Source organism: Bradyrhizobium sp. SZCCHNR1002 (assembly GCF_032381435.1).
Lineage (GTDB): Bacteria > Pseudomonadota > Alphaproteobacteria > Rhizobiales > Xanthobacteraceae > Bradyrhizobium > Bradyrhizobium aeschynomenes.
The window spans coordinates 1215926-1239404 of record NZ_JAUHIS010000001.1; the positions used below are offsets into that span (position 1 = coordinate 1215926).

Below are 23479 nucleotides of genomic sequence, written 5' to 3' on the forward strand. Positions count from 1 at the left end.
CCATGACCATTGCCGCGATCACCGGCGTCACCGCGCGCGCCGTCGTCACGCCGATGAAGCGCCCGTTGCGCAACGCCTTCGGCATCATCGATGCCGGTCCACTGGTGCTGATCGACGTCACGACCGATCAGGGGGTTACCGGCCATTCCTATCTGTTCGCTTACACCCGGCTCGCCTTGAAGCCGCTGGTGCAATTGGTCGAGGAGATCGGCCGCGAGCTCACCGGCAAGGCGCTGGTGCCGTTCGAACTGATGAAGGCCATGGACGCCAAATTCCGCCTGCTCGGCTGGCAGGGGCTGGTCGGCATGGCCGTCTCCGGCCTCGACATGGCGTTCTGGGATGCGCTGGGTCAGATCGCCGGCAAGCCGGTCGTCGAGCTGCTCGGCGGCTGCGCACGCCCCATTCCCGCCTATGACAGCTACGGCGTGCTCGACGCCAAGGACGACGCGCGCACCTTGCGCATCGCCTGCGACGAGCACGGCTTTCGCGCCATCAAGACCAAGGGCGGCCACGGCGACCTCGCCACCGACGAGGCCATGATCAAGGGGCTGCGCGCTCTGCTCGGTCCCGACATCGCGCTGATGCTCGACTTCAACCAGTCGCTCGATCCCGCTGAGGCCACGCGCAGAATTACGCGTCTCGCCGATTACGATCTGACCTGGATCGAGGAGCCGGTGCCGCAGGAGAATCTCTCCGGTCACGCCCGGGTACGCGAGCGTTCGGAGATCCCGATCCAGGCCGGCGAGAACTGGTGGTTTCCGCGCGGCTTCGCCGAGGCCATTGCCGCCGGCGCCTCCGACTTCATCATGCCCGACCTGATGAAGGTCGGCGGCATCACCGGCTGGCTCAACGTCGCAGGCCAGGCCGATGCCGCCTCGATCCCGATGTCGAGCCACATCCTGCCCGAGGCGAGCGCTCATGTGCTGGCGGTGACGCCGACGGCGCATTTCCTGGAGGTGCTGGATTTCGCCGGCGCCATCCTCGAACAGCCGCTGCAGGTCATCGACGGCAAGGTGACCGCAAGAGGCCCGGGCCTAGGTCTCGTCTGGAACGAGAGCGCAGTGGCGAAGTATCAGGTGACGTGAGCTCGTCTCGGACTGCCTGCGAGACGTGCAGGCGTCACCACACCCACAACTGTCATCGCCCGGCTTGACCGGGCGATCCAGTACGCCGAGACGTCCGTGATTGAACCGATGGGCCGCGGCGTACTGGATGCCCGCCTTCGCGGGCATGACAGTCTTTGCTGGGCAACAGCCGCCTCAATACTCGACCCCGAACCGGTCATAGAGCCGCCGGAACACCGCCGGCAGCGTCTCCGTCAGGTCCTCCGCGATCAGTCCCGGCCCCGCCTCCGCGCCTGCCTCGCCGTGCATCCAGACGCCGATGCAGGCGGCCTCGAACGCCGGCACGCCTTGCGCCAGGAGCCCTGCGATGATGCCGGCGAGCACGTCGCCGGCGCCCGCTGTGGCGAGCCAGGGTGGCGCATTGGCGGCGATGGCAGCGCGGCCGTCGGGCGCGGCGACGGTGGTGTCGGCGCCTTTCAGGAGCACGACGGCGCCGCAGCGGGCGGCCGCGGCGCGCACCCGCTCGAGCTTGGAGCGGCCGGGATTCTTGTTGCTGAGGTCCGAGAACAGCCGTGGGAATTCGCCCTCATGCGGGGTCAGCACGATCTGCGCGTCCGCCATCATCCTGATCTGCTCGAACAGCCGCTCCGGCGCGTCGGCGAAGCTCGTCAGCGCATCTGCATCCAGCACCAGATGACGCTGCGCGGTGAGCCCGGTGAAAACGAGATCGCGCGTGCGCTCGCTGACGCCCGTCCCCGGACCGATGATGCAGGTGTTGTAGCGCTTGTCGCCGAGCAGCTCGCCGAACTCGATCGCGCTGTCGGCGGCGCGCACCATCACAGCCGTCAGCGCCGACGCATTGACGGCGAGCGCATCACGCGGCGAGGCCAAGGTCACGAGGCCGGCGCCGGCCCGCAACGCAGCCCGCGCAGCCATGCGCGAGGCGCCGGTGGCGGTGAGATCGCCGGACACCGCGAGCACATGACCGCGCGCGTATTTGTGGCCGTCGATAACAGGCACGGGAAAGCGGCCGTGCCACAACTCCGGATCGTTCTCGAACGCCTGCGGCTTGATTTCGTCGAGCACCTGCGGATCGATGCCGATGTCGGCGAGCCGGACGCGGCCGCAATGCTGGCGTCCCGGCAGCAACAAATGCGCCGGCTTCTTGCGGAAGAAGGTCACGGTCTCGGTCGCCCTGACGGCGATGCCCATGACCGCGCCGGTCGTACCGTTGATGCCGCTCGGCAGATCGACCGCGAGCACCGGCGCGCCGTTGGCGTTGATCGCCGCGATGACGTCCTGCGGCTCGCCGCCGACGGGACGGCTGAGGCCGGCGCCGAACAGCGCATCGACGATCAACGCCGGCTTGCCGATCGCCTGCGGTGTGAACGGCAGCACCGGAAACTTCCAGCCTTTGGCCGCCGAGGCCGCATCCCCCTGCAGCGCGTCGCGCTCGCACATCAGGATGACCGAGACGTCGCGGCCCCGTGCGGCCAGCTCCGCCGCCGCCACGAAGCCGTCGCCGCCATTGTTGCCGGGCCCGCAAACGACCAGGATCGGCCCCTCCTCGACCAGATCCATGGCGGCCGCAGCGACAGCCTGGCCGGCGCTCAGCATCAACGAGAATCCGGGCGTGCCGGCCGCGATCGTCAGCCGGTCGGCACGCTCCATTTCGCTCGTGGTCAAGACTTCCATTGCTGCTCATGTCCCCCCGCAGCGGTATCATTCCCGCTGCTCGATGGTCGCTATGCGCGCCGTGCCCCGCGCGTCAGCCGCATCCTGTCACCTCCTATTGCCGCGCCCGCAGGCAAGTTCCAAGAGCCGCAGGCAAGTTCCAAGAGCGCTTGCCTCCTCTCGCACCGCCGATCTCGTGATCGGTCGTCGCCTTTTCCCTGGGCATTTCGGCCGGGCTGCGGACGCCACTCCGACTTCTGCACAACTTATGACCTGTTTGCCTAATTCGCGAGCTTCGGTATTCTGGACGCTCCCTGAGGGAATCGTCGGCTCAGCGCCAAAGGCCCGGATATCTGTTCGATTTAGCCTCGTTAACGACTTGGCATAGACCCTGCTTTTGTGGAGCCACTTCGGCACGGGGCAAGACGGGCTGTCAATCACCGGGCCTCCGCCGGAGAATGTCGGGCCCGGTAACGAATGATCGAATGACCTGCGCATCGGCGCAGCCTGACGATGACCCAACTGTTTTTTTATAGCGGAATGCCCGGGAGGCGCTCAGTGAAGAAGATCGAAGCCATCATCAAGCCGTTCAAGCTCGACGAGGTGAAGGAGGCGCTTCAGGAAGTGGGACTTCAGGGCATCACCGTGACCGAGGCCAAGGGCTTCGGCCGACAGAAGGGTCATGCCGAACTCTATCGCGGCGCCGAATACATCGTCGACTTCCTGCCCAAGGTGAAGATCGAGATCGTGATCGGCGACGACCTGGTCGAGCGCGCGATCGAGGCGATCCGCCGCGCCGCCCAGACCGGCCGCATCGGCGACGGCAAGATTTTCGTCTCCAACATCGAGGAAGCCATTCGCATCAGAACCGGTGAATCGGGGCTGGACGCGATCTAGCGCCAGACCCGAGGCTTGGGAACGGTCGCCCGTCCCAGGCCTCGGATAGAGAAAATTTGCTGCGAAAGCAGCCACGACGGCAGCGCAGGCGTTCTCCACGGGACGCCTGACCGCGGCCATTTTGCCGTTTCCGATATTGTCTTGGCCCCCGTGCGAGGCTAAGGAGCATGACCCGCGGACGCCGTCCCGCGCCGGGCCGTGACGTTATAAGCCAAGAGGGGTATTCATGAAGACCGCCAAGGACGTCTTGAAAGCAATCAAAGACAACGACGTCAAATACGTCGACCTCCGCTTCACCGATCCGCGGGGCAAGTGGCAGCACGTCACCTTCGACGTCAGCATGATCGACGAAGACATTTTCGCCGAAGGCACCATGTTCGACGGCTCCTCGATCGCCGGCTGGAAGGCGATCAACGAGTCCGACATGTGCCTGATGCCCGACCCGGTGACCGCGACGATCGATCCGTTCTTCGCCGAAACCACCATGATCATCACCTGCGACGTGCTCGAGCCGACCACCGGCGAGCCGTACAACCGCGACCCCCGCGGCATCGCCAAGAAGGCCGAGGCCATGGTGAAGTCGATGGGCGTGGGCGACACCGTGTTCGTCGGCCCCGAGGCCGAGTTCTTCGTGTTCGACGACGTGCGCTACAGCTCCTCGCCGTACAACACCGGCTTCCGTCTCGACTCCTCGGAGCTGCCGACCAACTCCGACACCGAGTATGAGGGCGGCAATCTCGGCCACCGCATCCGCACCAAGGCCGGCTACTTCCCGGTGCCGCCGCAGGATTCGGTGCAGGACATGCGCTCGGAGATGCTCGGCGCGATGGCCCGCATGGGCGTCAAGGTCGAGAAGCACCATCACGAGGTCGCCTCCGCCCAGCACGAGCTCGGCATGAAGTTCGACACGCTGACCCTGATGGCCGACCAGATGCAGATCTACAAGTACTGCATCCATCAGGTCGCGCACATCTACGGCAAGACCGCCACCTTCATGCCGAAGCCGGTCTACGGCGATAACGGCTCGGGCATGCACGTCCACCAGTCGATCTGGAAGGACGGCAAGCCGGTGTTCGCGGGCAACAAGTATTCCGACCTGTCGGAGACCTGCCTGTCCTACATCGCCGGCATCATCAAGCACGCCAAGGCGATCAACGCCTTCACCAACCCGTCGACCAACTCCTACAAGCGTCTGGTCCCGGGCTATGAGGCGCCGGTGCTGCTCGCCTACTCCGCGCGCAACCGCTCGGCCTCGTGCCGCATCCCCTACACCTCCTCGCCGAAGGCCAAGCGCGTCGAGGTCCGCTTCCCCGATCCGCTCGCCAATCCGTATCTCGGCTTCGCCGCGATGCTGATGGCCGGCCTCGACGGCGTGAAGAACAAGCTGGACCCGGGCCCGGCGATGGACAAGGACCTCTACGACCTGCCGAAGGAAGAGCTGAAGCAGATCCCGACCGTCTGCGGCTCGCTCCGCGAGGCGCTCGAGAACCTCGACAAGGACCGCGCCTTCCTGAAGGCCGGCGGCGTGTTCGACGACGACTTCATCGACAGCTACATCGCGCTGAAGATGACCGAGGTCGAGCGCTTCGAAATGACCCCGCACCCGGTCGAGTTCGACATGTACTACTCGGGCTGATCGCCCGATAAGATCGGCGGATCACGAAGGCGCCCCCTCGCGGGGCGCCTTTTTGTTTTGCCTCGTCTCAGGCCTCCTCGTTCCGAGACCGGCGGGGCCTCGTCCTTCGAGACGCTTGGCTTCGCCAAGCTCCTCAGGATGAGGAGATGGAGCTCGCGCAGAAGACGCAAGGTGGGAGATCTCGCGTGGTGTCAGATGCATCTCCTCATGGTGAGGAGGCGCGCGCAGGTCATCCGGTGAAAGCGCTGTTGGCAGATGCGCGCCGTCTCGAACCATGAGGCCCGCTCGTTAACGCAGCAGCTGCTATTTCTCGGGGAAGCGAACCTCGATCTGCTCGACCACCGGTCCCCATTTACGCATCGTGGCGTTGTCGGATGCAACCGGATCGCCATCGGGCGCGCCTCTGACGTCCTTGCCCTGCCCGAAGCGCACCACGATTTCGCATCCGCCCGCCAGCGGACGACCTAGCACGCCGCCCTTCCAGTTGATGACGAAACCGCTGAAATCCGAGTCGATCCCGGTGACGAGAAAGGGCTTGCCGTTGATCTTCTGAACCTGTGCCAATGTCGAACCGATCGTCACCCCAGCCACGTTCCAGTGACTGGTCTTGGCATCTCGCACCGTCAATCGTGCAACGCGGGTCATCGCATCATCCGCGAAGAACACGTCGATGCGCCAGTCCGGAGATTGCGGCAACAGGGCCACGCCTCGATACGTGATGTCCTCCACGCCAGTGTAGAGATCCTCCGCGACCACCGCCTCCCCGCCATAGCGCTGCATCAGACTCTTGGCGGAATCGCCGACCGACACCGGGGAGGTGCAGGTGATCGGCCCGTCGGCCGGAGGCGCCGTCTGCGCCGATACCGGCGCGGCAAGCAGCATCAAGAGAACGATGGAATTGCGCACGGCGTCTCCTCACTCCTGTGCGACGCTACCACCGCTGCACAGCAAATATCACCCGGATAATATTTGCCGATAATCAGGCGGCCTTGAGGCGACGTCGACCCGCGACGCTGGAGAACGCCGCGCCCTGCCTGCCCGGAGGTCGCCAGCCCGGCAAGACAATGCTAAAATCTACATCAGCCATTCAGCCAGACGTCCCTCCCCATGCAGCTCAATCCCCTCCGCCATGCTGAGCGCGTCACGGGACGACGGCAATCGGCGCTGATCGATCTGTGGTCGACAGCCGGCTTTGCCGCTGCGGTCAGCGAGGTCACCGGGCCGCATCTCTACGAGTATGGCGAGCTGCCGGTCCCGACGGTGGCGATCACGCTCTACGACGTCCGCCGCCACGTCCTGATCGAGGATGGCACGGTCCGGCGCGATGCGCCGGTCAGCGCGGGGCGTTTCCGGATCGGACAGCCCGGCTGCAGCGTGGTGGTCGATGCCGTGCCGGAGGTCCGCTCGGGCCCGCTGCTCATTCTGTATCTCGGCGATGCCCTGCTGAAGGAGGTCGCGGCCTCCCGCGGCTGCGCAGCGCCGGTCACGCTGACGCACCAGGCCTGGGACACCGAGGATCCGATGCTGGAAGCCGCGGCGAAGCGGCTGGTCGAGAGCTGCGGCGATGGCGGAAGGCCGAGCCGTCTGCTCGCCGAGCAGTTCGCCTACACGCTGGCGCTGCACGTCTCGGACCGCTACGCGACGCAGCGCCCGACCGGACCGGAGCAGGCGCCGCCGCTGGACGACCGGGTGCGGGCGCGCATCGCGGAGTTCGTGCGCGCCGATCCCGGCGCCCCGCTCACCCTGGCAGCGATGGCGGAGGTGGCGGGGATGAGCCCGTCCTCCTTCCTCCGCAGCTTCAAGCAGGCGACCGGAACGACACCGCATCGGTTCGTCGTCGAGCAGCGCGTGCTGGCCGCACGCCGGCTGCTTTCGACCTCCGATCTGCCGATCGTCGAGATCGCGCTGTCGCTCGGCTTCTCCTCGCAATCGCATTTCGGCGCCGTCTTTCGGGCGGTGACGGGCGAGAGTCCGGCCCGCTATCGCCGCATGCAGCGCGGCGGCCGGTGATTTCCTGACAAGGCTGCACGCAGCAGCGCCGATCCTGACGATTTTCTGACAGACGCCGTCGGATCTTTCAGCGAACTCTGACGCCGCTCGACCGTTCAACAAGAGCGGCGCATGGGAGGCGAGGATGTCGACAGCTACAGACACGGTGGTGCCGATCGAGGATACGAGCCTCACCGGCTTCTACAATGGCATGACCGTCGCCGAGCGGCGCACCTTCTGGGCCTGCGCCACCGGCTGGGCGCTCGACGGCATGGACTTCATGATCTACCCCCTGGTGATCGGCACGATCATCGCGCTGTGGAAGGTCGACGCCGGCACCGCAGGCCTCGCCGGAACCGTCACGCTGCTCGCCTCGGCCATCGGCGGCTGGGCAGCGGGCTATCTCGCCGACCGCATCGGCCGCGTTCGTACGCTGCAGCTCACGATCATCTGGTTTTCGCTGTTCTCACTGCTGTGCGCGTTCGCGCAGAATTTCGAGCAATTGCTGGTGCTCCGCGCCCTGCTCGGGCTCGGCTTCGGCGGCGAATGGGCGGCCGGCGCGGTGTTGATGGGCGAGACCATTCGCGCGGAATATCGTGGCCGCGCCGTCGGCAGCGTGCAGTCCGGCTGGGCCGTCGGCTGGGGCCTCGCAGTGCTGGCGCAAGCCGCCTTGTTCTCGCTGCTGCCGGCCGATCAGGCGTGGCGGTGGATGTTCGCGATCGGCGCCCTGCCGGCGCTGCTGGTGCTGTATTTGCGCGCCTTTGTGAAGGAGCCGGAGGTCGCGGCCGCCGCACGCGCCAAGGTCGCGGCCGCGGGCGACAGCCCATCGATCCTGGAGATCTTCCAGGGGCCGATCCTGAAGACCACCATTCTCGCCTCGCTGGTGGCGACCGGCTGCCAGGGCGGCTACTACGCCATCACCTTCTGGGTGCCGCGCTTTCTCACCACCGAGCGCAAGCTCTCGATCGTGAGCTCGACCGGCTATCTCGCCGCCCTCATCGTCGGCTCGTTCATCGGCTATCTCGTCGGCGCCTGGTATGCGGACCGCTTCGGCCGCCGCAATCTGTTCCTGGTGTTCTCGCTCGGCGCCATGGTCGTCGTCGCGGCCTACACCCAGTTGCCGCTGTCGAACGAGCTGCTGTGGGTGCTCGGCTTTCCGCTCGGCTTCTTCGCCTCGGGCTATTTCTCCGGCATGGGCGCCTTCCTGACCGAGCTCTATCCCACCCGCTTGCGCGGCTCCGGCCAGGGCTTCTGCTACAATTTCGGCCGCGGCATCGGCGCGCTGTTTCCGTTCCTCGTCGGCTATCTCTCGCAGATGACCTCGCTCGCCACCGCCATCTGCCTGTTCGCTTTGTTCGCCTACGCGCTGTTCTTCGTCGCCGCCTACGCGCTGCCGGAGACGCGCGGCAAGGTGCTGCATGCCGATGCGTGAGATCGCGGCCGAAGCCAATTCGGCTCCCGCCTGCGCGGGACCTGACCCGAATCCGCACACGGCCACCCGGTTCGTCGTGCCGCCGGGCGCGGTCGACACCCACGCCCACGTCATCGGCGTGCCGCCGCGCTACCCCTTCGTGGCCGAGCGCAGCTACACGCCGCCGGAAGCCACTGCCGCATCCTATCTGGCGATGCTCGATGCCACCGGCATGACCTATGGCGTGCTGGTCCAGGTCAGCGTCCACGGCACCGACAACAGCCTCATGGTCGAGACGCTGCGCGCCAATCCCAAACGGCTGCGTGGCATCGCGGTGATCCCGCTCGGCCTGCCGGATCGCGAGCTGGCGGCGCTGCAGCAGGCCGGCGTGGTCGGGCTGCGCCTCAACGTCCTCTACGGCGGCGGCATCGGCTTCGATCAGTTGCACGCCTACGCGGCGCTTGCCCGTGAGCTCGGCTGGCATCTGCAATTCCTGATCGACGCCGCCGATCTACCGGCGCTGGCGCCGCGGCTGGAGGGTCTCTCCGTGCCGATCGTCATCGATCACTGGGGCCACTTCCCGGTCTCGCGCGGGCTCGCGGACCCCGGCTTCAAGACGCTGGTCTCCTTGGTTCGCGACGGCGCCTGGGTGAAGCTGTCCGGCGCCTACCGCAACACGGTCGAAGGACCGCCCTATGCCGATACGGTCGCCTTCGTCCGCCGCCTGCACGAGGCGGCGCCCGACCGCTGCGTCTGGGGCTCCGACTGGCCGCACGTGGCGCATCGCGGCCACATGATGAACGTCGGCGACCTGCTCGACCTGCTGGCCGATTGGGTGCCCGAGACCGCCGCACGCAACCGTGTCCTCGCCGACAACGCACAGCGGCTGTATGGGTTTGCAGCGGAGTGAGGTGATCATTCATCCTAATCGAAGACGTACTACGTATCGCGATCGCAAGGAGCCACCTTGGCAAGACTCGCCCGGGAGTTTGCCCCACTTTATGCGTCAACCGCATTTATCAATTGCAACTTTGTCAGCGATGATATTATTTGGCTAGTTCTCCGTTCTACGGAACTCGACAATGTCAACAATGGGCTTGCTTCGGTCATTCTTGGATCTTTCACCAACCGAATTTGAGAATTTCTTATACGACATACTGAGCTCGTCTGGAGCTAGAAACCTCACGTGGCGCACCCCTGGAGCCGACGGCGGAAGGGACATAGAGGGCGATGTGTATGTTCGCGATCTTAGCGGCTACTTTGCTAAGCAGCGCTGGTACTATGAGTGCAAGCGATACGCTACCTCGCTTGATTGGCCTCTCGTTTATGGAAAAGTTGCTTATGCCGACGCAAATGGCGCGGACTTTCTCTTGATTGTTACTACGTCTAGCCCCTCCCCCGCTTGCGAAACTCAAATTAGCAAATGGAATAACGAACGTAAGTCGCCACTAATTCGCGTTTGGAGAGGCTACGAGCTGGATGTTATTGCAAGTCAATTTCCAGCGATCGCCGCGAAATACGGGTTACGACAAGCGCCGCAGCCAACTGCCGGCGAGTTTGTCGATATAGGTCTTGAGATTAGCAAGATTACGCAGGCTGCATACGCGTCGGCGGTCGTCGGCACCGACTCTCTCCCCGCTGTAGAAGCCGCATCCGCTCTATCCGAGCTTTTTTCGACTAGGGCTGAACACCTTGCTCAGCATGGACGGTTCATGCCGCTGTTGCAAGACCACGTGAATGAACTCTATCCTTGGCTTCACACAAGCCATGCCATCAACATCAACAACACGGCGCTCCGAGCTTGCGTTGCTGTCTTTCGGTTTGTCGCTGCCGCCCGTTCGCTACGAGTTGAAATCGACGGCGATTTCTACCTCGTCAAAGCCGAAGGGGCGCGATTAATTCGACTGACCGAGGCAAGCCACAGGTTGCTTACGCTAGTCGCGGTTTGGGCTGACATCGAGATTGACCTCCGAGACGACCAGTGCCTTAAGGTTAGGTCTAGGTAGAAACAAATCGCCGCACAGGTAAGAGACGATGAGCGATTCATCCGACGATCATACTGAGCAGCCGCCCTTCGTCGACTTGGCGCTGCTCGCAAATTTCGTTCATCAAGTCGTAAATCCGCTCAATGGTGTCGCTGGCACACTCGATAACCTGCAGAATAATACAATAGAGGAGCACCGAAGACTCCAACGATTGCGCGCAGCGCGGGCTCAGGTTGAGCAGTGCATAACACTGATGAGAAACTTGGCTTTTCTGTCTACTGGATTCAAGCGACTAGATCCCTCAGAGAATAGAATTACAGTTCTACCTCAGGCGATAATTGAATCAGCAATGTTTTTCCAAGAAGATGGAGCACTTAAAAACATCAGGATCTCTTTGAAGGATCGAAATACACAAAATCGAGTAGTAGGACATCCAGAGCTAATTCGCCAAGTGCTGATGAATATCTTTGACAATTGCATTAAATATGGGGCCCCAGGAACTGAGGTCGTTGTCAACCAATGGCTTCAGAAGGGAACGAATAATGCTATGATATCCATAAACAGCCAATCACGGTACCCAATCGATGTTTCTGAGGTTCCCTATTTTGCGAAGCTAGGCTTCCGCGGATCCAATGCGAAAAAGGCTGTGGCTTCTGGCACAGGTCTCGGACTTGCCATATGCTCGCGCATCATCGAAGATGTGCATGGCGGAACGTTTACTATGCAAGCGCGACTACCGAACAACTTGGAATTTCTCATAAAAATACCGGGCGGATCTCTTTGAGGACTAGAGCACCTTGGCTAGGACAACAAACCCCCAAGAAATTGTTCTCGTTGACGATGAGATGCACAACGTTTTGTGGATCGTCGATTATTTTGAGGCTAAAGGCTTTAAGGTTCATACCGCTGATAACGTGAACGAGGCACTTAAGCTAATTGAAGGAAAGATATATCGCGCTCTTATAGTCGACCTAAATATTCCTGTATTGGAGCCGCTGGAGGAGGTGGTTGCGAAGCTTGGTCGGCACTATAAGGCTTACCCTGGACTATATTTTGCCGAAAGGGCCCGCAACCTCGGATATCGAGATCGGCAGGTGGTTCTTTACTCTGTTCACAGAGACCCCGGGGTTTCGCAAATCGCAGAGAAAATCGGTGTCACTTATATAATGAAGGGGCGCCCTCAAGAGGTGAAGACCGAGCTGGAGGCAGTCATAGCTTACGATCCGACAGCTTGAAGTACTTTGTAGTTCGGTTGCAACTAGCTGACTTTAGTTCGGCGCAGGCCTCAGTCCTCTATTGAGACTCTTGCGGTTGAGTCTATCGACTTGCGTCGAGGTCCTATTTCGACCCACGGACAAATTTTGTAACAGTGTACATCACTGCAGGCCATCAAGGCGACGAGATCGGCAATCGCCTCGGGAGACCAGATCGGGGTCATGCCCCCTTCGGCAACCGTCCTGGGTGTGCTTCCCGGCACGGGTTTGTCCGTTGGACTGCCCCGGGAGGCGACCCAATCGCTGACTTCGTTGTGGGAGATACTCTCGCCGCGATCGAAGGACGAGATGGCCTGTTGAATGCCCTCAACTTGCCACTCGTAAACGTCGAGAGATCCGTTGATCAGCTCGGCCGCGACAGTGTCCCGGGTCCGCCCCGTGCTCTTGGCCAGTCGTTCCAGGCGCTCGTTCACGCTCGCATCGACCTGCACAGTCAAGATCGTGCACGACATGAGAATGTCCTTCGCGAGCACCGAACTCGGAAAATATATGACGGACGTCTGAACGGCGCAACCGCGGACATATCCTCGACACCGCCCGTCACACCCGACGGGCAATTCCCGCATCCCTTGCATGCGCAAACTGCCCGTCGAGCCAGTTTGTCGCATGCTGTCCGGCTTGTGTCGTCGGGCAAATCAAGACGATCTTCTCGGGCATCCCGTTCGCGATGAAGAGGGACGTTTCGGCCGATCGTCACGGAGCGTAGCAGCGGGGAGCGGTGGACGTGTCGGGCTCGGGGATCTGCGCAAGCGGTCCGGCGAATGAGCCTGGGACGTACGGTCAAGTCGCGTGGTCCTGGCCTCCCGACGCTGAGGTCAAGCCGGTCGATAGTGCCCAAGGGCGTCTCGCCGGTGATGGGGGCAAGACAGCCCGGTCCCCAGGGAGATCGCGAAGCAGCCGTTAAAACCAGCGCGCGGGGAAGGCCGGGTCGTCCGGCTGGACTCGTGGTACCTGCCGCCTGCATTTTTTTACGCAGGCGGGCCACGGGCCTCAGTCGAGGTCCGGTCTTCCCCGCGCCCTCTCATGATCGAGGGCGATGTCGGCAGCATGACCTGGGCGCGGATGCGCCGCGGGACTGCTGTGGGCTGTTTGGAAACATCGTGTCGTCGATAAGCGAGACAGGTATGGGCTCCGGAGCTATGGCCGACCAGGATCAAAATATTATCGGCCGACCTCCACTACTTCGCGGCGAAATTGACTCCGATTTCCGTCACGACCGGTGCCAGCTTCAGCAGCGCCAGATTGTCCGACGACACTTTCACGCCGTCCCCCGAGAGTGCCCGCGGCGTATCCTTGTCGGTGCCGAAGCGCACCGTCACCGAGCAGCCGCCAGGCAGCATGCGCCCCAACGCGCCGTTCTTGAAATCGGTGACGTAGCCGCCATAGTCCCAGCCGAAGCCCGCCACGGCGAACGGCTTGCCGTTGGCCTTCTGGACGGCGGAGAGGCTCGCTCCGATCGAAATGCCGGCCACGCTCCAGCGGCTGGTCTTGGCGGTGTCGCGAAGGGTCAGCCCAGACACCGTGGCGGTCTTGTCTTCGATGAAGGCGACCTCGATGCGGCGGTCAGCGGCGCGCGGAAACAGCACGAGCCCTTTGTAGGTCTCCCCCTCCGCACCCGGCAGATCCTCGATCACGGCTTCACTGCCATAGCGCTGCTTGAGGCTCTTCGCCGTATCGGTCGCGGCCACGGGCAGCGTGCAGGTGATCGGGCCCTCCGTCGGCGGCGCGGTCTGAGCAAGAGCGGGACTGGCAACAGCCAGCGCAATGGCAGCGATCAAGACATGGCGCATCAGTGACCCCTTGTGAGACTGCGAAACAACGCGGCCGGCATCATTGGTCTGCTGCGCCGGACATCGGGTTCAGCCCGACCTCAGGCCGCGATCTGCCGCTTCCTCACCGCCTCACCGAACGCCTCGAACAGCTTGCGGTTGATCGGGTTCTTCTGCGGGTCATATTCGGCGTGCCATTGCACACCCAATGCAAAGCTCGGCGCATCGGCGATGCGGATGGCCTCGATGGTGCCGTCCTCGGCGATGCCTTCGATGACGACGCGGTCGCCAGGCTCGAGGATGCCCTGGCCGTGCAGCGAATTGACCTTGATGCTGTCGCAGCCGAGGATCCCGGCGAAGGCGCCGCCCGGGGTCAGCCGCACCTCGTGGCGGTCGGCGAAGATGACGGTCGGATCGGGATGGATCTCGCCGTTCTCCAGCCGGGGCATGCGGTGGTTCATGCGGCCGGGAATTTCGCGGATCTCGGGGTGCAGCGAGCCGCCGAAGGCGACGTTCATCTCCTGCAGGCCGCGGCAGATGCCGAACAGCGGAATGCCCCGGGCGACGCAGGCTTCCGTCAGTTGCAGGGCGACCTCGTCCCGATGGACGTCGTAGGGCTCGTGCTTGAGGCTGGGCTCGGTGTTGAAGCGCGTCGGATGCACGTTGGCGCGGGCGCCGGTCAGCACCACGCCATCGACCACGTCGAGCAGCGCGCCGATGTCGGTGATCTCCGGGACGCCCGCAAACATCAGCGGCAGCGCGCCCGCAACCTCAGCCACGGCGCTCAGATTGCGCTCGCCCACCATCTGCACGGTGAACCTGTTCTCGACGCGATGGCTGTTGCCGATCACGCCGACGACCGGACGCTTCATTGCCCTCGTTGTCTCCCTGATGTGCCGGCTCGATCTTCGGATCAGCCAGCAGGCACAAATCATGCCTGCGTCGCATCCACGGATCAACATATGCGCGCGCGGGTCCCCAATGCCAATTCCGGACAACCCCGCAGCGTCCGCCCGTCAACGATCTCCAATGCCCCGCTTGATCCGGCAGCGGTTTTCGCCAATGTGGGACGCCGATCAGCACAAAGGACGCCTCATGACCGCCCCCGCAGACCCCCGCCTCCAGGCCCGCAGCGACCTGGCCTGGGCCATTGCCGTGGGCGGAATCGGGGTGATCCTGTTCATGGCCGCTCTCGCCTTCAGCTGGTATTACGCTGCGGCGCTGTTCCTGCTGTTCTCCGGCATGCTGCTCGGCGTGGCGCTCAACGCAATGACCAGCCTGCTCGGCCGGGTGCTGCCCTGGCCCCACCCGGCGCGGCTCGTCATCGTCTGCGTGGCGCTCGCAGCCGTTCTCGTCGGCATCGTCTTCCTCGGCGGCACCACCATCGCCGACCAGGCCAAGGTGCTGAGCGACACCATCAAGTCGCAGCTCGGCAACATCAAGGGCTTCCTCGACCGTAACGGCATCGACACCAGCTTCTTCGACTTCAACGCCGCGCCGCCGGCCACGTCCGCCCCCGATGGCGGGTCGACCACGCCGACTCAGACGCCGTCCCACGGTCTGCCGAGCGGACTGCCCTCGCCGAGCGCGCTGGCCTCCTCCGGCGGCGCCATCGTCAGCCAGACCTTCAAGCTGCTGCTGGGCACCGTCAGCGCCGTCGGCAACTTCTTCATCGTGCTGTTCCTGGGGCTTGCCTTCGCGGCGCAGCCGGCGGTCTATCGCAGCGGCTTGCTGTTCCTGGCGCCGGCCAAGTACCGCGACCAGGCCACCGTGATCGTCGACCGCATCAGCTACACGCTGGAGCGCTGGCTGATCGCCCAGATCACCACGATGTTCGCGGTCTTCCTCGTCACCTGGATCGGGCTCGCCATCATCGGCGTGCAGAGCTCGTTCATCCTGGGCATCCAGGCCGGCCTGCTGGCCTTCATCCCGACCGTCGGTGCCATCATCGCCGGCGTCATCGTGGTGCTGGCGAGCCTCGCCTCGGGCTGGGTCGCGGCCGCCTCCGCCTTCGTGCTGTTCCTCGGCGTGCACGCGATGGAAAGCTACGTGCTGACGCCGTTGATCCAGCGGCAGGCGCTGGACATTCCGCCGGCCACGCTGTTCGCGTTCCAGATCCTGCTGGGCATCGTGTTCGGCGTCTGGGGCCTGACCCTGGCGCTGCCGCTGATGGCGATCGCCAAGGTCATGATCGACTATTTCAAGAGCGACCGCACCACCGAGGACGCCGCGGCCGCGATCTGAGCGGCGATCCCTGCCCCGGCTATTGCACTTGAGACGAAGCGTCCCGAGGCCTCGTCGAGCGCCCGGCCACGAGCTCCTTCAGCTTGGCTTCCGACGGCGGGGCGAGTCTGCTCAGGAATGCATCCAGTTGCGGCTTCAATTTGGAGACGACGAATTTGGAGCCTTCCGGCGTGAGGTGGATGATGTCCCAGGTGATCGGCGTTTCCGGATCAGCCCTGGTTGGACAAGCACGCAGGCTGCAGATCGCATCGAGGACCGAAACGTACTGAACGCCGGGGTGAGAACGCGCGATCTCCTGGAGACGCTCGTCGGCCTTGAACGATGCCTCCACCGGCGTGAGCGAATTGGCGACCGGCAGATGCATCCGCTCGTAGTTGAACAAGGTCTGAGCCAGTGGAGCCGGAAATTCCAGCGAAGGCCCAAGCAACAGAACCGGAATGCCCGCGTCTTCCGCCTCCTTCAGCAACGCACCGAGATAGCCGTCGAAACCCGGAGCGGCCGATTGGCCATAGACATCGACGTACACGCGCCAATTGCCTGAAACGATCACCGCCGCGGGTCGTCGCGCCCTGATCTCTTCGCGGAGGAGACGATTGGCGTCATTGCAGCTTTGCGAAAACTCCTGCCGCAACTCGACGAAGGGGGCGCAGGCCGCCGATGTCAGCTGCATCAAATGATAGGCCGCAGGCAGGTAGTCGCGCAGGCCCCAGCCATAGTGGGCGGCGATGCTGTCACCGGCGAGCAGAATGTTGCGCCTGTCTGCCGCCGGCGTGAGACACGCGCCGGAATCGTAGTGCGACAACGGCTCGTCCGGCTGCAGAAAGCAGCTATGTGTTCGATAGAACGGCGCCACCGCCTGGGCATTGTAGCGCAACATCCGCTCCTGCGACGCCGGAAAGCGTCCTGCATAGCCCTCGTGCGAAAAGCCGTGGACCCCGACCGCCATCAGAACAGCGGCCGTGCCCGCGATCAGTCCCGAGGTGCGCAAGCCGTTCCAGGCGATGCGTGCACGAATGGGACGTTCCACGGCGATATGCGACAGGTACGCCAGCAACACCGAGCACACCAGCAGCGCCATCGTCCCGGCGTTCGAGCTTGCGACGTCGAGCGGGAGCGCCGCTCTGCCGAGAACGAACACCGGCCAATGCCAGAGATAGAGCGCGTAGGACAGGCGCCCGACAAACGCCCCCGCATTCTCGAACGGCAGCCGGGGCCTGCCGTCGTCCTGATTGAACGCGATGATGAAGAGGGCCGCGCCGAGACAAGGGATCAGCGCATGCAGCCCTGGAAAGCGGGTCTCCGGCCGGAACATGACTACCGGAATCAACATGAGCGCCAGCCCCATCAGCCCGTGGGCACAGCGCGCCGAGAACCCGACCGGCGACCATCGATGAAGAAAGAAGGCGATGCTTCCGATCAGGAATTCCCAAGCCCGCAGGGGAGCAAGGTAGAACGCAGCGGAGGCTGAATTCTTGATCAGGAGCTCGTCAACAATGCACAGCGCCATCGTGCCGGCGATGACCAGAGCGAGTGAGGATCTCGACGCGGGATCGCGAAAGAGCTTGCTCCAGAGCCAGGTGATGACCGGAAACAAGAAGTAAAACTGCTCTTCGACCGACAGTGACCAGGTATGAATCAGGACCTTGCCCATCGTGGGCAGGTCGAAATAGCCGGTCTCCATCCAGAAGAAGATGTTCGACGAGAACAGGAGCGTCGAGATCGCGCTGCCGAAGAACATCCGGTAGTCGCTCGGCGGCACCAGGACATACCCTGCGATTCCCGTAACGAGGATCAGCAGGTAGAGCGCGGGCAGCAGGCGCCTTGCCCTGCGCTCATAGAATGTCAGGAAGGAAAACGAATCGGTGGCAAGCCCCACCCAGATCAGCCGCGAGATCACGTATCCGGAGATGACAAAGAAAACGTCGACGCCGACGAAGCCGCCGCCGAAGCCCGGCAGCTCATAATGAAACCCGATCACCGAAATGACGGCGAACGCGCGCAGACAATCGATGTCCGGGCGATACTCCAAACGCACTGCAACGCTCACTCTGACAACCCGTACCGACGAGGCCAGTCTGGCCTACCGGGTTACCCGTGACACGTCGGGAAACGAATCTCAACATTTGGAAACAATCGCCGGAGCCGCGCGCGGAGCGGTGTGACCGCGTCGCCGCACTCCGGCGCACCAAGCTCTCTCGAACGGCTTTCGGAGAGTCGTAGATCGACCGTTCGTGCGCGAACCGAACAGGTGAACGATCGCTCCTTCGAAGCCACACCGGGAACGGCACCTCACGGTGGAGCATTCATCCAGAACACTTGCTCACTCTGGACTCTATTCAACCGGCATCGCCGTCTCGACCAGCTTGGCCCAATAGCTGATCCCATGCGGGATCACTTCGTCATTGAAGTCGTAGGCCGGGTGATGCAGTCCACCCGCGGTCTCGCCGATGCCCATGAACACGAAGGCGCCTGGCCGCGCCTGCAACATGTAGGCGAAATCCTCGCCGCCGAGCTTCGGCGGCATGTCGGTCGTGACCTGATCCGGCCCGACCACGCTGCGCGCGACATCGGCGGCGAATGCGGTCTGCTCAACGTGGTTGACGACGACAGGATAGCCCCACTCGTAGTCGATCTCGACGTCGACGCCCATGCCGCTGGCAAGCCCGTTCACGACGGCCTTGAACCGCTCGTCCATCAGCCGGCGGATCTCCTCGTTCAGCGTGCGCACCGTACCGCCGATGACGGCCGTCTGCGGAATGATGTTGTCGGCCGTTGTTCCGGAATGAAAGCGCGTGATCGACAGCACCGCGCTCTCGACTGGGTCGACGTTGCGCGCCACGATCGACTGCAGCGCGCTCACGATCTGAGCACCGGCAACGATCGGATCGACGCATTTGTTCGGTCGCGCCGCGTGTCCGCCATGGCCTGTCAGGCGCACCTCGAAGGTGTCCGCGGCCGCCATCACCGCCCCGGCGCGGGTAGCCACCGTGCCGAGCGGCAGGCCCGGCGCATTGTGCAAACCGTAGACCTCCTCGATGCCGAAGCGCTCCATCATGCCGTCATCGACCATGGCGCGGCCGCCGGCTCCGCCCTCCTCTGCCGGCTGGAAGATCACGACCGCGTTGCCGGCGAAATTGCGCGTCTCGGCGAGATAGCGTGCCGCACCCAGCAGCATCGCGGTGTGACCGTCATGGCCGCAGGCGTGCATCTTGCCGGGAACGGTCGATTTGTGCGGGACGTCGGTGATCTCCTGCAAAGGCAGGGCATCCATGTCGGCGCGCAGGCCGATCACGCGCTGTGACGGCGCGCGGCCGCGGATGACGCCGACGACGCCGGTCCGGCCGATTCCGCTGACCACCTCGTCGACGCCGAACGAGGTCAGCAACTCGGCGACGCGAGCAGCCGTCCGGTGCACCTCATATTGCAGCTCGGGATGCTGGTGGAAGTCACGGCGCCAGACCTTGGCGTCCTCGGCAAGCTCGGCGGCGCGATTGATGATCGGCATGAGATGTTCCAGGTGAGGAAGCGTGTTGCGCTTCGGAGATTTGGTTGAGCCGCCGGCAGCGGAATCGTCGCAATCCCGTCGTGGGGCAACGGCAATGCCTCTCATTGCACGTTGCGCGCCGGTAAAAGGCAAGCCACATCTGCTCATGCGAGGTTGCGCGCGCTGCATTCCGGCAACGAAACGAAAGGCCGACGACGCAGCGATTGCGCCCGTGCGGAGCTCGCCGGCAGGCTCTGGCGGCGTTGGGCCATCAGCGGTCCGACATCCGCGCTGGACAGAGGTTCTCGGTATCGTAGACTGACGTCGTGACTCGCTCGCTGCGCCGTAGCCCAGCCGCTTGGTCAACGAGGTCCTCGAACAGACGGACAGGTCAGTCATGCAACACGTCTCCGGCGACGCGATGCGCCGTCGTGTCGTGATCTCCTCGACCATCGGCAATGCGCTCGAATGGTTCGACTTCACGGTGTTCGGGCTGTTTGCCGGCGTCATCAGCAAGCTGTTCTTTCCGGCCGACGATCCGAGAGCGTCGCTGCTCTCCACCTTCGCGGTCTTCGGCATCGCCTTTGCGGCGCGGCCGCTCGGCGGGCTGGTGTTCGGCCTCTACGCCGACAGATACGGCCGCAAGAAGGCGCTCGTGGTGATGATCACGATGATGGCTTTCGGCACTGGCCTGATCGGCGTTCTTCCGACCTATGCGTCGATCGGCATTGCCGCTCCGGCTCTCCTGCTGCTCGCGCGCCTGATCCAGGGCTTCTCCGCCGGCGGTGAATTCGGCTCGGCGAGCGCCATGCTGATCGAGTTCGCGCCTCCCGGCCGCAAGGGCCTCTACGGCGCCTTTCAGACGGTGTCGCAGGCGCTCGCCTTCGCGCTCGGCGCGATGCTCGCGGTCCTGCTCGGCAAGACTTTGTCGCCTGCGGACTTCGCCGGCTGGGGCTGGCGGGTGCCGTTCATCCTCGGAATCCTGATCGGACCGGTCGGCTGGTATCTGCGCCGACGATGCGACGAATCGCCGGAATTCCAGGCCTATCTTGCCGAACGAGCGGCCAGAGCGACCGCCCGGAAAAGGACCACCCTCGGCCGGCTGCTCGCAGAGCATCCGCGCGAGCTGCTGGCGTCATTCGGCCTGATCGCAGCGGGGACCGCGATCTACTATGTCGGGGGCGTGTTCCTGCCGGCCTTTGCCGCCAGCGAGCTCAAGCTGCCGCTGGCCGATGCGCAACTCGGGCTGCTTGCGGTCAGCCTCGCCAATGTGCCGCTCGGTCTCGCGTCGGGGCTGCTGTCGGACCGGATCGGCCGGCGGGGCGTGATCGTGCCCGCGCTGCTGCTCTATCCGATCCTCTACGTCGTGCTGTTCAGGCAGCTGGTGGCGGAGCCGACCACCGCGCATTTGTGGCAGTTACAGGCCGTGGGGCTGCTGCTTGGCGTGCTCGGCGGTGCCGTGCCGGCGTTCATGACGGAGATCTATCCCGTCGGCGTCCGCGCAACGGGGGCATCGCTGATGTACAATTTCGGCGTGATGCTGTTCGGCGGCCTTGCGCCCTTCATCAACACCTGGCTGGTGCAGGCCACCGGCGACAAGACCGCGCCGGTCTACTACATCATGTTTGCTGCCACGGTCGGCCTGCTCGGCATGGCCGTCTATCGCAGGAGGGCGTGAGCGCGCAGCTCGCGCAAGAGATTGGCACGTGCCTTCTGGTCGAGCGCGGCAGCAAAGTCCGCATCGGGATAGATCACCGGCCGGTTTGCGAACTGCTCCAGGACGGCCGCGCGCCCGGTGCGGTAGGCGTCGTCCGGCACGTGTGCATATTCGCGCCGGATGGCATCCGCATAGGCATCGTAGCTGGCCTGATCGGCGCCGAGAATGGCGAGATCGATGGAGACGAGCAGCGCGCCGCGCCGGTCGCCGGCGGCGACGTCGTGCGTCCGGGTCAGCCGGATCAGGCGCGCCACCTCGTCTCGCATGTCAGGCGCGACATGACGCTCCGCAAGGACGGCGCTCTGCTCCTCGTTGTCGGATCGCCTGGGATCATAAACGACGTCGTGCCACCAGATCGCCAGCGTCAGGATCTCGCGATCGCGGGCGTCGAGGCCCGCGACGCGATCGAGCCATGCGAGGCAGTCCTCGACATGGCGCAGATCATGGTAGTGCCGTCCCGGCGCGGAATACGCAGCGATCAGATCGTCACGGGTCATCGCGGCTCCGCTCCGTAGCAGCTGCGGCTAAGACGCTCAGCCGGCCGAGGTCAGCACCGTCTCGGTGTGCTCGACCTCAGGCGGCGCCGCGAAATACTGCCCGACCAGGCCGCGCCATTCGGTGAAGTTCTCCGAGCCGCGGAAATCCACCGTGTGGTTCTCGAGCGTCTCCCACGTCACCATCAGCCGGTAGCGCTGCGGCTTCTCGATCGACTTGTGCAGCTCGAAGCCGTGAAAGCCCTTGGAGCGGCCGAAGGCGGCGCGCGCCTTGGCCACTGCCGCCTCGAAATCCTTCTCCGTGCCGGGCTTGACGTCGATCTGGGCGATTTCGGTGATCATGGTCTCGCGGCCTCCCCTGGTTGTTGGACCGTTTGTCTAGCCCAGACCAGGGAAGAGAGAAAGCGACGCGTCAGCCCGAGATGACCGCCTGACCGGCCGGCGGCGTCGCCGCCGTCGCGGCTGCGGCACGCTGGCGGCGGTAGCGATCGAGCGACAACGGCAGCTCCGCCGACGCCTCGACACGGTTGCGGCCGGTGCGCTTGGCCTTGTAGAGCGCGGTATCGGCGGCCGCGAGCAGCACGTCGAGATCGGTGCCGGCAGCACCGCCGGCGACGCCGATGCTGACGGTGGTGTCGACCGGCTTGTCGTCGCACACGACGCCGGAGGCGGCAAAGGCTTCGCGGACGCGCTCGGCGGCGACCATCGCCTCTTCGATGGAACAGGGCAGAAGCGCTGCGAACTCCTCGCCGCCGATCCGCCCCGAAAGATCGGTCAGCCGCAGATTGTTGACGACGACGTTCGCGAACAGCTTCAGCACCTCGTCGCCCTCGGCATGGCCGAAGCGGTCGTTGATCGACTTGAAATGATCGATGTCGAAGATCAGCACGCTGACCGGCCGTCGCTCGCGCGCCTCGCGCTCGATCAGTTGCGCGCAGGACTCGGCGAAGCCGCGCCGGTTGAGCAGCCCGGTCAGCGGGTCGGTGGTCGCCGCGCGCTTGTGGGCGCTGACGATGCGCTCGGACACCAGCATGAAGATCACGAAGACCGTGCCGACCGCGTAGAGCACGAGCTCGATCGAGAAGATCGTCACCCAGGCGGCGGCGAAGGCGCCGTCGGCGTCGCGCAGCATGTTGCCGAGCAGGATCGGCAGCATCAGGACGAAGCCGTGCATCGCGGGCACCAGCAGCGCCGGCCAGCGCTTGTGCAGGGTGCGGCGCCGCTCCTGCCACAGCTCGGCCGCGGTGAGCGTCGCATAGAGCACGACGAGGGCGGCTCCGATCGTCAGCCGCAGCGATTGCGCCGAGGGATGGAGCAGCATGCCGCTCGCGATCCAGACGATGGCGCCGAGAACGAGGCCCGGCACGCTCGGCCGTTTGCCGTGGAAGACGCGGGCGGCGTTCCACACCATCGCGGTCGCAATCAGGCCGATCGAGCTGAGGAACAGCGAGACCACCTCACCATAGAGGTCGCCGATCAGCGTCCATAGCGCGATCGCGACCGCACCGAGAACGTACGCGGCGCCCCACCAGCGCAGCGCCGGCGTGCTCTCCTGCCGTCCAAAATGAAGCAACATGGCGCCAAGCAGCGCCGCGACCATCGTCGCTACGATGTCGAGCGTCAGGCTATCAAGCGCCATGCGTCACCTCGGTTGCTGCGGCGGCGCGGGAACTCAGGGTTAGCGCCGCCTTATCGCGATCAACCTAACCGGTGGTCTGTTCGAAAGACGTTTGCCTGGGATGCCAAGTTTTCTCGAAAAGCTCGGCGCAACTCGCCCGTAAATTGCTGCGCAAAAATGCAGCAAACAGGATTCAAAAACGATGGCAGCCGCCGAGGCCGAC

General features: G+C 64.2%; 21 protein-coding genes. 11 read left to right on the forward strand and 10 right to left on the reverse strand.

All coding sequences use genetic code 11. The features are described from left to right. The first annotated feature begins 2 nt into the window (after positions 1 to 2). A complete protein-coding gene (locus QX108_RS05430) occupies positions 3 to 1085 on the forward strand; it encodes an enolase C-terminal domain-like protein (RefSeq protein ID WP_315779414.1) in 1083 nt (360 codons plus the stop codon). Positions 1086 to 1259: 174 nt separating this feature from the next. On the opposite strand, the gene QX108_RS05435 is transcribed toward QX108_RS05430, so the two are convergent. Next, positions 1260 to 2759 (reverse strand): NAD(P)H-hydrate dehydratase, encoded by a 1500-nt coding sequence (locus QX108_RS05435; protein WP_315779416.1) that lies wholly within the window; start codon positions 2757 to 2759, stop codon positions 1260 to 1262. Positions 2760 to 3296: 537 nt separating this feature from the next. Between QX108_RS05435 and QX108_RS05440 the strand changes: the two genes are divergently transcribed. Next, positions 3297 to 3635, forward strand: a complete 339-nt coding sequence (locus QX108_RS05440; RefSeq protein ID WP_009027873.1) for a P-II family nitrogen regulator — start codon at positions 3297 to 3299, stop codon at positions 3633 to 3635. Between the two features lie 226 nt (positions 3636 to 3861). Next, positions 3862 to 5271, forward strand: coding sequence for a type I glutamate--ammonia ligase (gene glnA, locus QX108_RS05445; RefSeq protein ID WP_006611030.1), 1410 nt, complete (start codon positions 3862 to 3864; stop codon positions 5269 to 5271). A gap of 303 nt (positions 5272 to 5574) precedes the next feature. On the opposite strand, the gene QX108_RS05450 is transcribed toward glnA, so the two are convergent. Then, positions 5575 to 6177 (reverse strand): hypothetical protein, encoded by a 603-nt coding sequence (locus QX108_RS05450; protein ID WP_315779418.1) that lies wholly within the window; start codon positions 6175 to 6177, stop codon positions 5575 to 5577. Positions 6178 to 6378: 201 nt separating this feature from the next. On the opposite strand from QX108_RS05450, the gene QX108_RS05455 reads away from it, so the two are divergent. The 6 genes from QX108_RS05455 to QX108_RS05480 all read left to right on the forward strand — a co-directional run bounded on the left by QX108_RS05455 (position 6379) and on the right by QX108_RS05480 (position 11891). Further along, on the forward strand, positions 6379 to 7281 hold the full coding sequence (locus tag QX108_RS05455) for an AraC family transcriptional regulator (RefSeq protein ID WP_315779420.1): 903 nt from the start codon (positions 6379 to 6381) through the stop codon (positions 7279 to 7281). 124 nt (positions 7282 to 7405) lie between these two features. Continuing rightward, positions 7406 to 8692, forward strand: a complete 1287-nt coding sequence (locus QX108_RS05460; RefSeq protein ID WP_315779422.1) for an MFS transporter — start codon at positions 7406 to 7408, stop codon at positions 8690 to 8692. Further along, on the forward strand, positions 8685 to 9581 hold the full coding sequence (locus QX108_RS05465) for an amidohydrolase family protein (protein WP_315779425.1): 897 nt from the start codon (positions 8685 to 8687) through the stop codon (positions 9579 to 9581). Before QX108_RS05460 ends, QX108_RS05465 begins: the two co-directional genes overlap by 8 nt. Before the next feature lie 172 nt (positions 9582 to 9753). Then, on the forward strand, positions 9754 to 10677 hold the full coding sequence (locus tag QX108_RS05470) for a restriction endonuclease (RefSeq protein WP_315779427.1): 924 nt from the start codon (positions 9754 to 9756) through the stop codon (positions 10675 to 10677). A 28-nt stretch (positions 10678 to 10705) separates the two neighbouring features. Further along, positions 10706 to 11440: a HAMP domain-containing sensor histidine kinase gene (locus tag QX108_RS05475; RefSeq protein WP_315779428.1), complete on the forward strand. Its 735-nt coding sequence runs from the start codon at positions 10706 to 10708 to the stop codon at positions 11438 to 11440. A 13-nt stretch (positions 11441 to 11453) separates the two neighbouring features. After that, positions 11454 to 11891, forward strand: a complete 438-nt coding sequence (locus QX108_RS05480) for a response regulator (protein ID WP_315779430.1) — start codon at positions 11454 to 11456, stop codon at positions 11889 to 11891. 50 nt (positions 11892 to 11941) lie between these two features. On the opposite strand, the gene QX108_RS05485 is transcribed toward QX108_RS05480, so the two are convergent. The 3 genes from QX108_RS05485 to QX108_RS05495 all read right to left on the reverse strand — a co-directional run bounded on the left by QX108_RS05485 (position 11942) and on the right by QX108_RS05495 (position 14571). Then, entirely contained in the window at positions 11942 to 12382 is a 441-nt protein-coding gene (locus QX108_RS05485) for a hypothetical protein (protein ID WP_315779432.1), read from the reverse strand. A gap of 726 nt (positions 12383 to 13108) precedes the next feature. Beyond that, positions 13109 to 13720 (reverse strand): hypothetical protein, encoded by a 612-nt coding sequence (locus QX108_RS05490; protein WP_315779434.1) that lies wholly within the window; start codon positions 13718 to 13720, stop codon positions 13109 to 13111. Positions 13721 to 13800: 80 nt separating this feature from the next. Then, positions 13801 to 14571, reverse strand: coding sequence for a gamma-glutamyl-gamma-aminobutyrate hydrolase family protein (locus tag QX108_RS05495; protein ID WP_315779436.1), 771 nt, complete (start codon positions 14569 to 14571; stop codon positions 13801 to 13803). A gap of 223 nt (positions 14572 to 14794) precedes the next feature. Between QX108_RS05495 and QX108_RS05500 the strand changes: the two genes are divergently transcribed. Then, positions 14795 to 15943, forward strand: coding sequence for an AI-2E family transporter (locus QX108_RS05500; protein ID WP_315720457.1), 1149 nt, complete (start codon positions 14795 to 14797; stop codon positions 15941 to 15943). A gap of 19 nt (positions 15944 to 15962) precedes the next feature. On the opposite strand, the gene QX108_RS05505 is transcribed toward QX108_RS05500, so the two are convergent. After that, positions 15963 to 17990 (reverse strand): acyltransferase family protein, encoded by a 2028-nt coding sequence (locus QX108_RS05505; RefSeq protein WP_315779439.1) that lies wholly within the window; start codon positions 17988 to 17990, stop codon positions 15963 to 15965. A 285-nt stretch (positions 17991 to 18275) separates the two neighbouring features. Then, entirely contained in the window at positions 18276 to 19448 is a 1173-nt protein-coding gene (locus tag QX108_RS05510) for a M20 aminoacylase family protein (RefSeq protein WP_315720459.1), read from the reverse strand. Between the two features lie 376 nt (positions 19449 to 19824). On the opposite strand from QX108_RS05510, the gene QX108_RS05515 reads away from it, so the two are divergent. Then, entirely contained in the window at positions 19825 to 21105 is a 1281-nt protein-coding gene (locus QX108_RS05515) for an MFS transporter (protein ID WP_315720460.1), read from the forward strand. Here the strand turns inward: QX108_RS05515 and QX108_RS05520 are convergent. From QX108_RS05520 to QX108_RS05530, 3 genes are all read right to left on the reverse strand, one after another. Beyond that, positions 21087 to 21641, reverse strand: a complete 555-nt coding sequence (locus QX108_RS05520; protein ID WP_315779442.1) for a phosphohydrolase — start codon at positions 21639 to 21641, stop codon at positions 21087 to 21089. The genes QX108_RS05515 and QX108_RS05520 overlap by 19 nt on opposite strands. A 36-nt stretch (positions 21642 to 21677) precedes the next feature. Next, positions 21678 to 21980, reverse strand: coding sequence for an antibiotic biosynthesis monooxygenase family protein (locus QX108_RS05525; protein ID WP_315720462.1), 303 nt, complete (start codon positions 21978 to 21980; stop codon positions 21678 to 21680). 70 nt (positions 21981 to 22050) lie between these two features. Next, positions 22051 to 23277, reverse strand: a complete 1227-nt coding sequence (locus tag QX108_RS05530; RefSeq protein WP_315779444.1) for a GGDEF domain-containing protein — start codon at positions 23275 to 23277, stop codon at positions 22051 to 22053. Between the last annotated feature and the right edge of the window lie 202 nt (positions 23278 to 23479).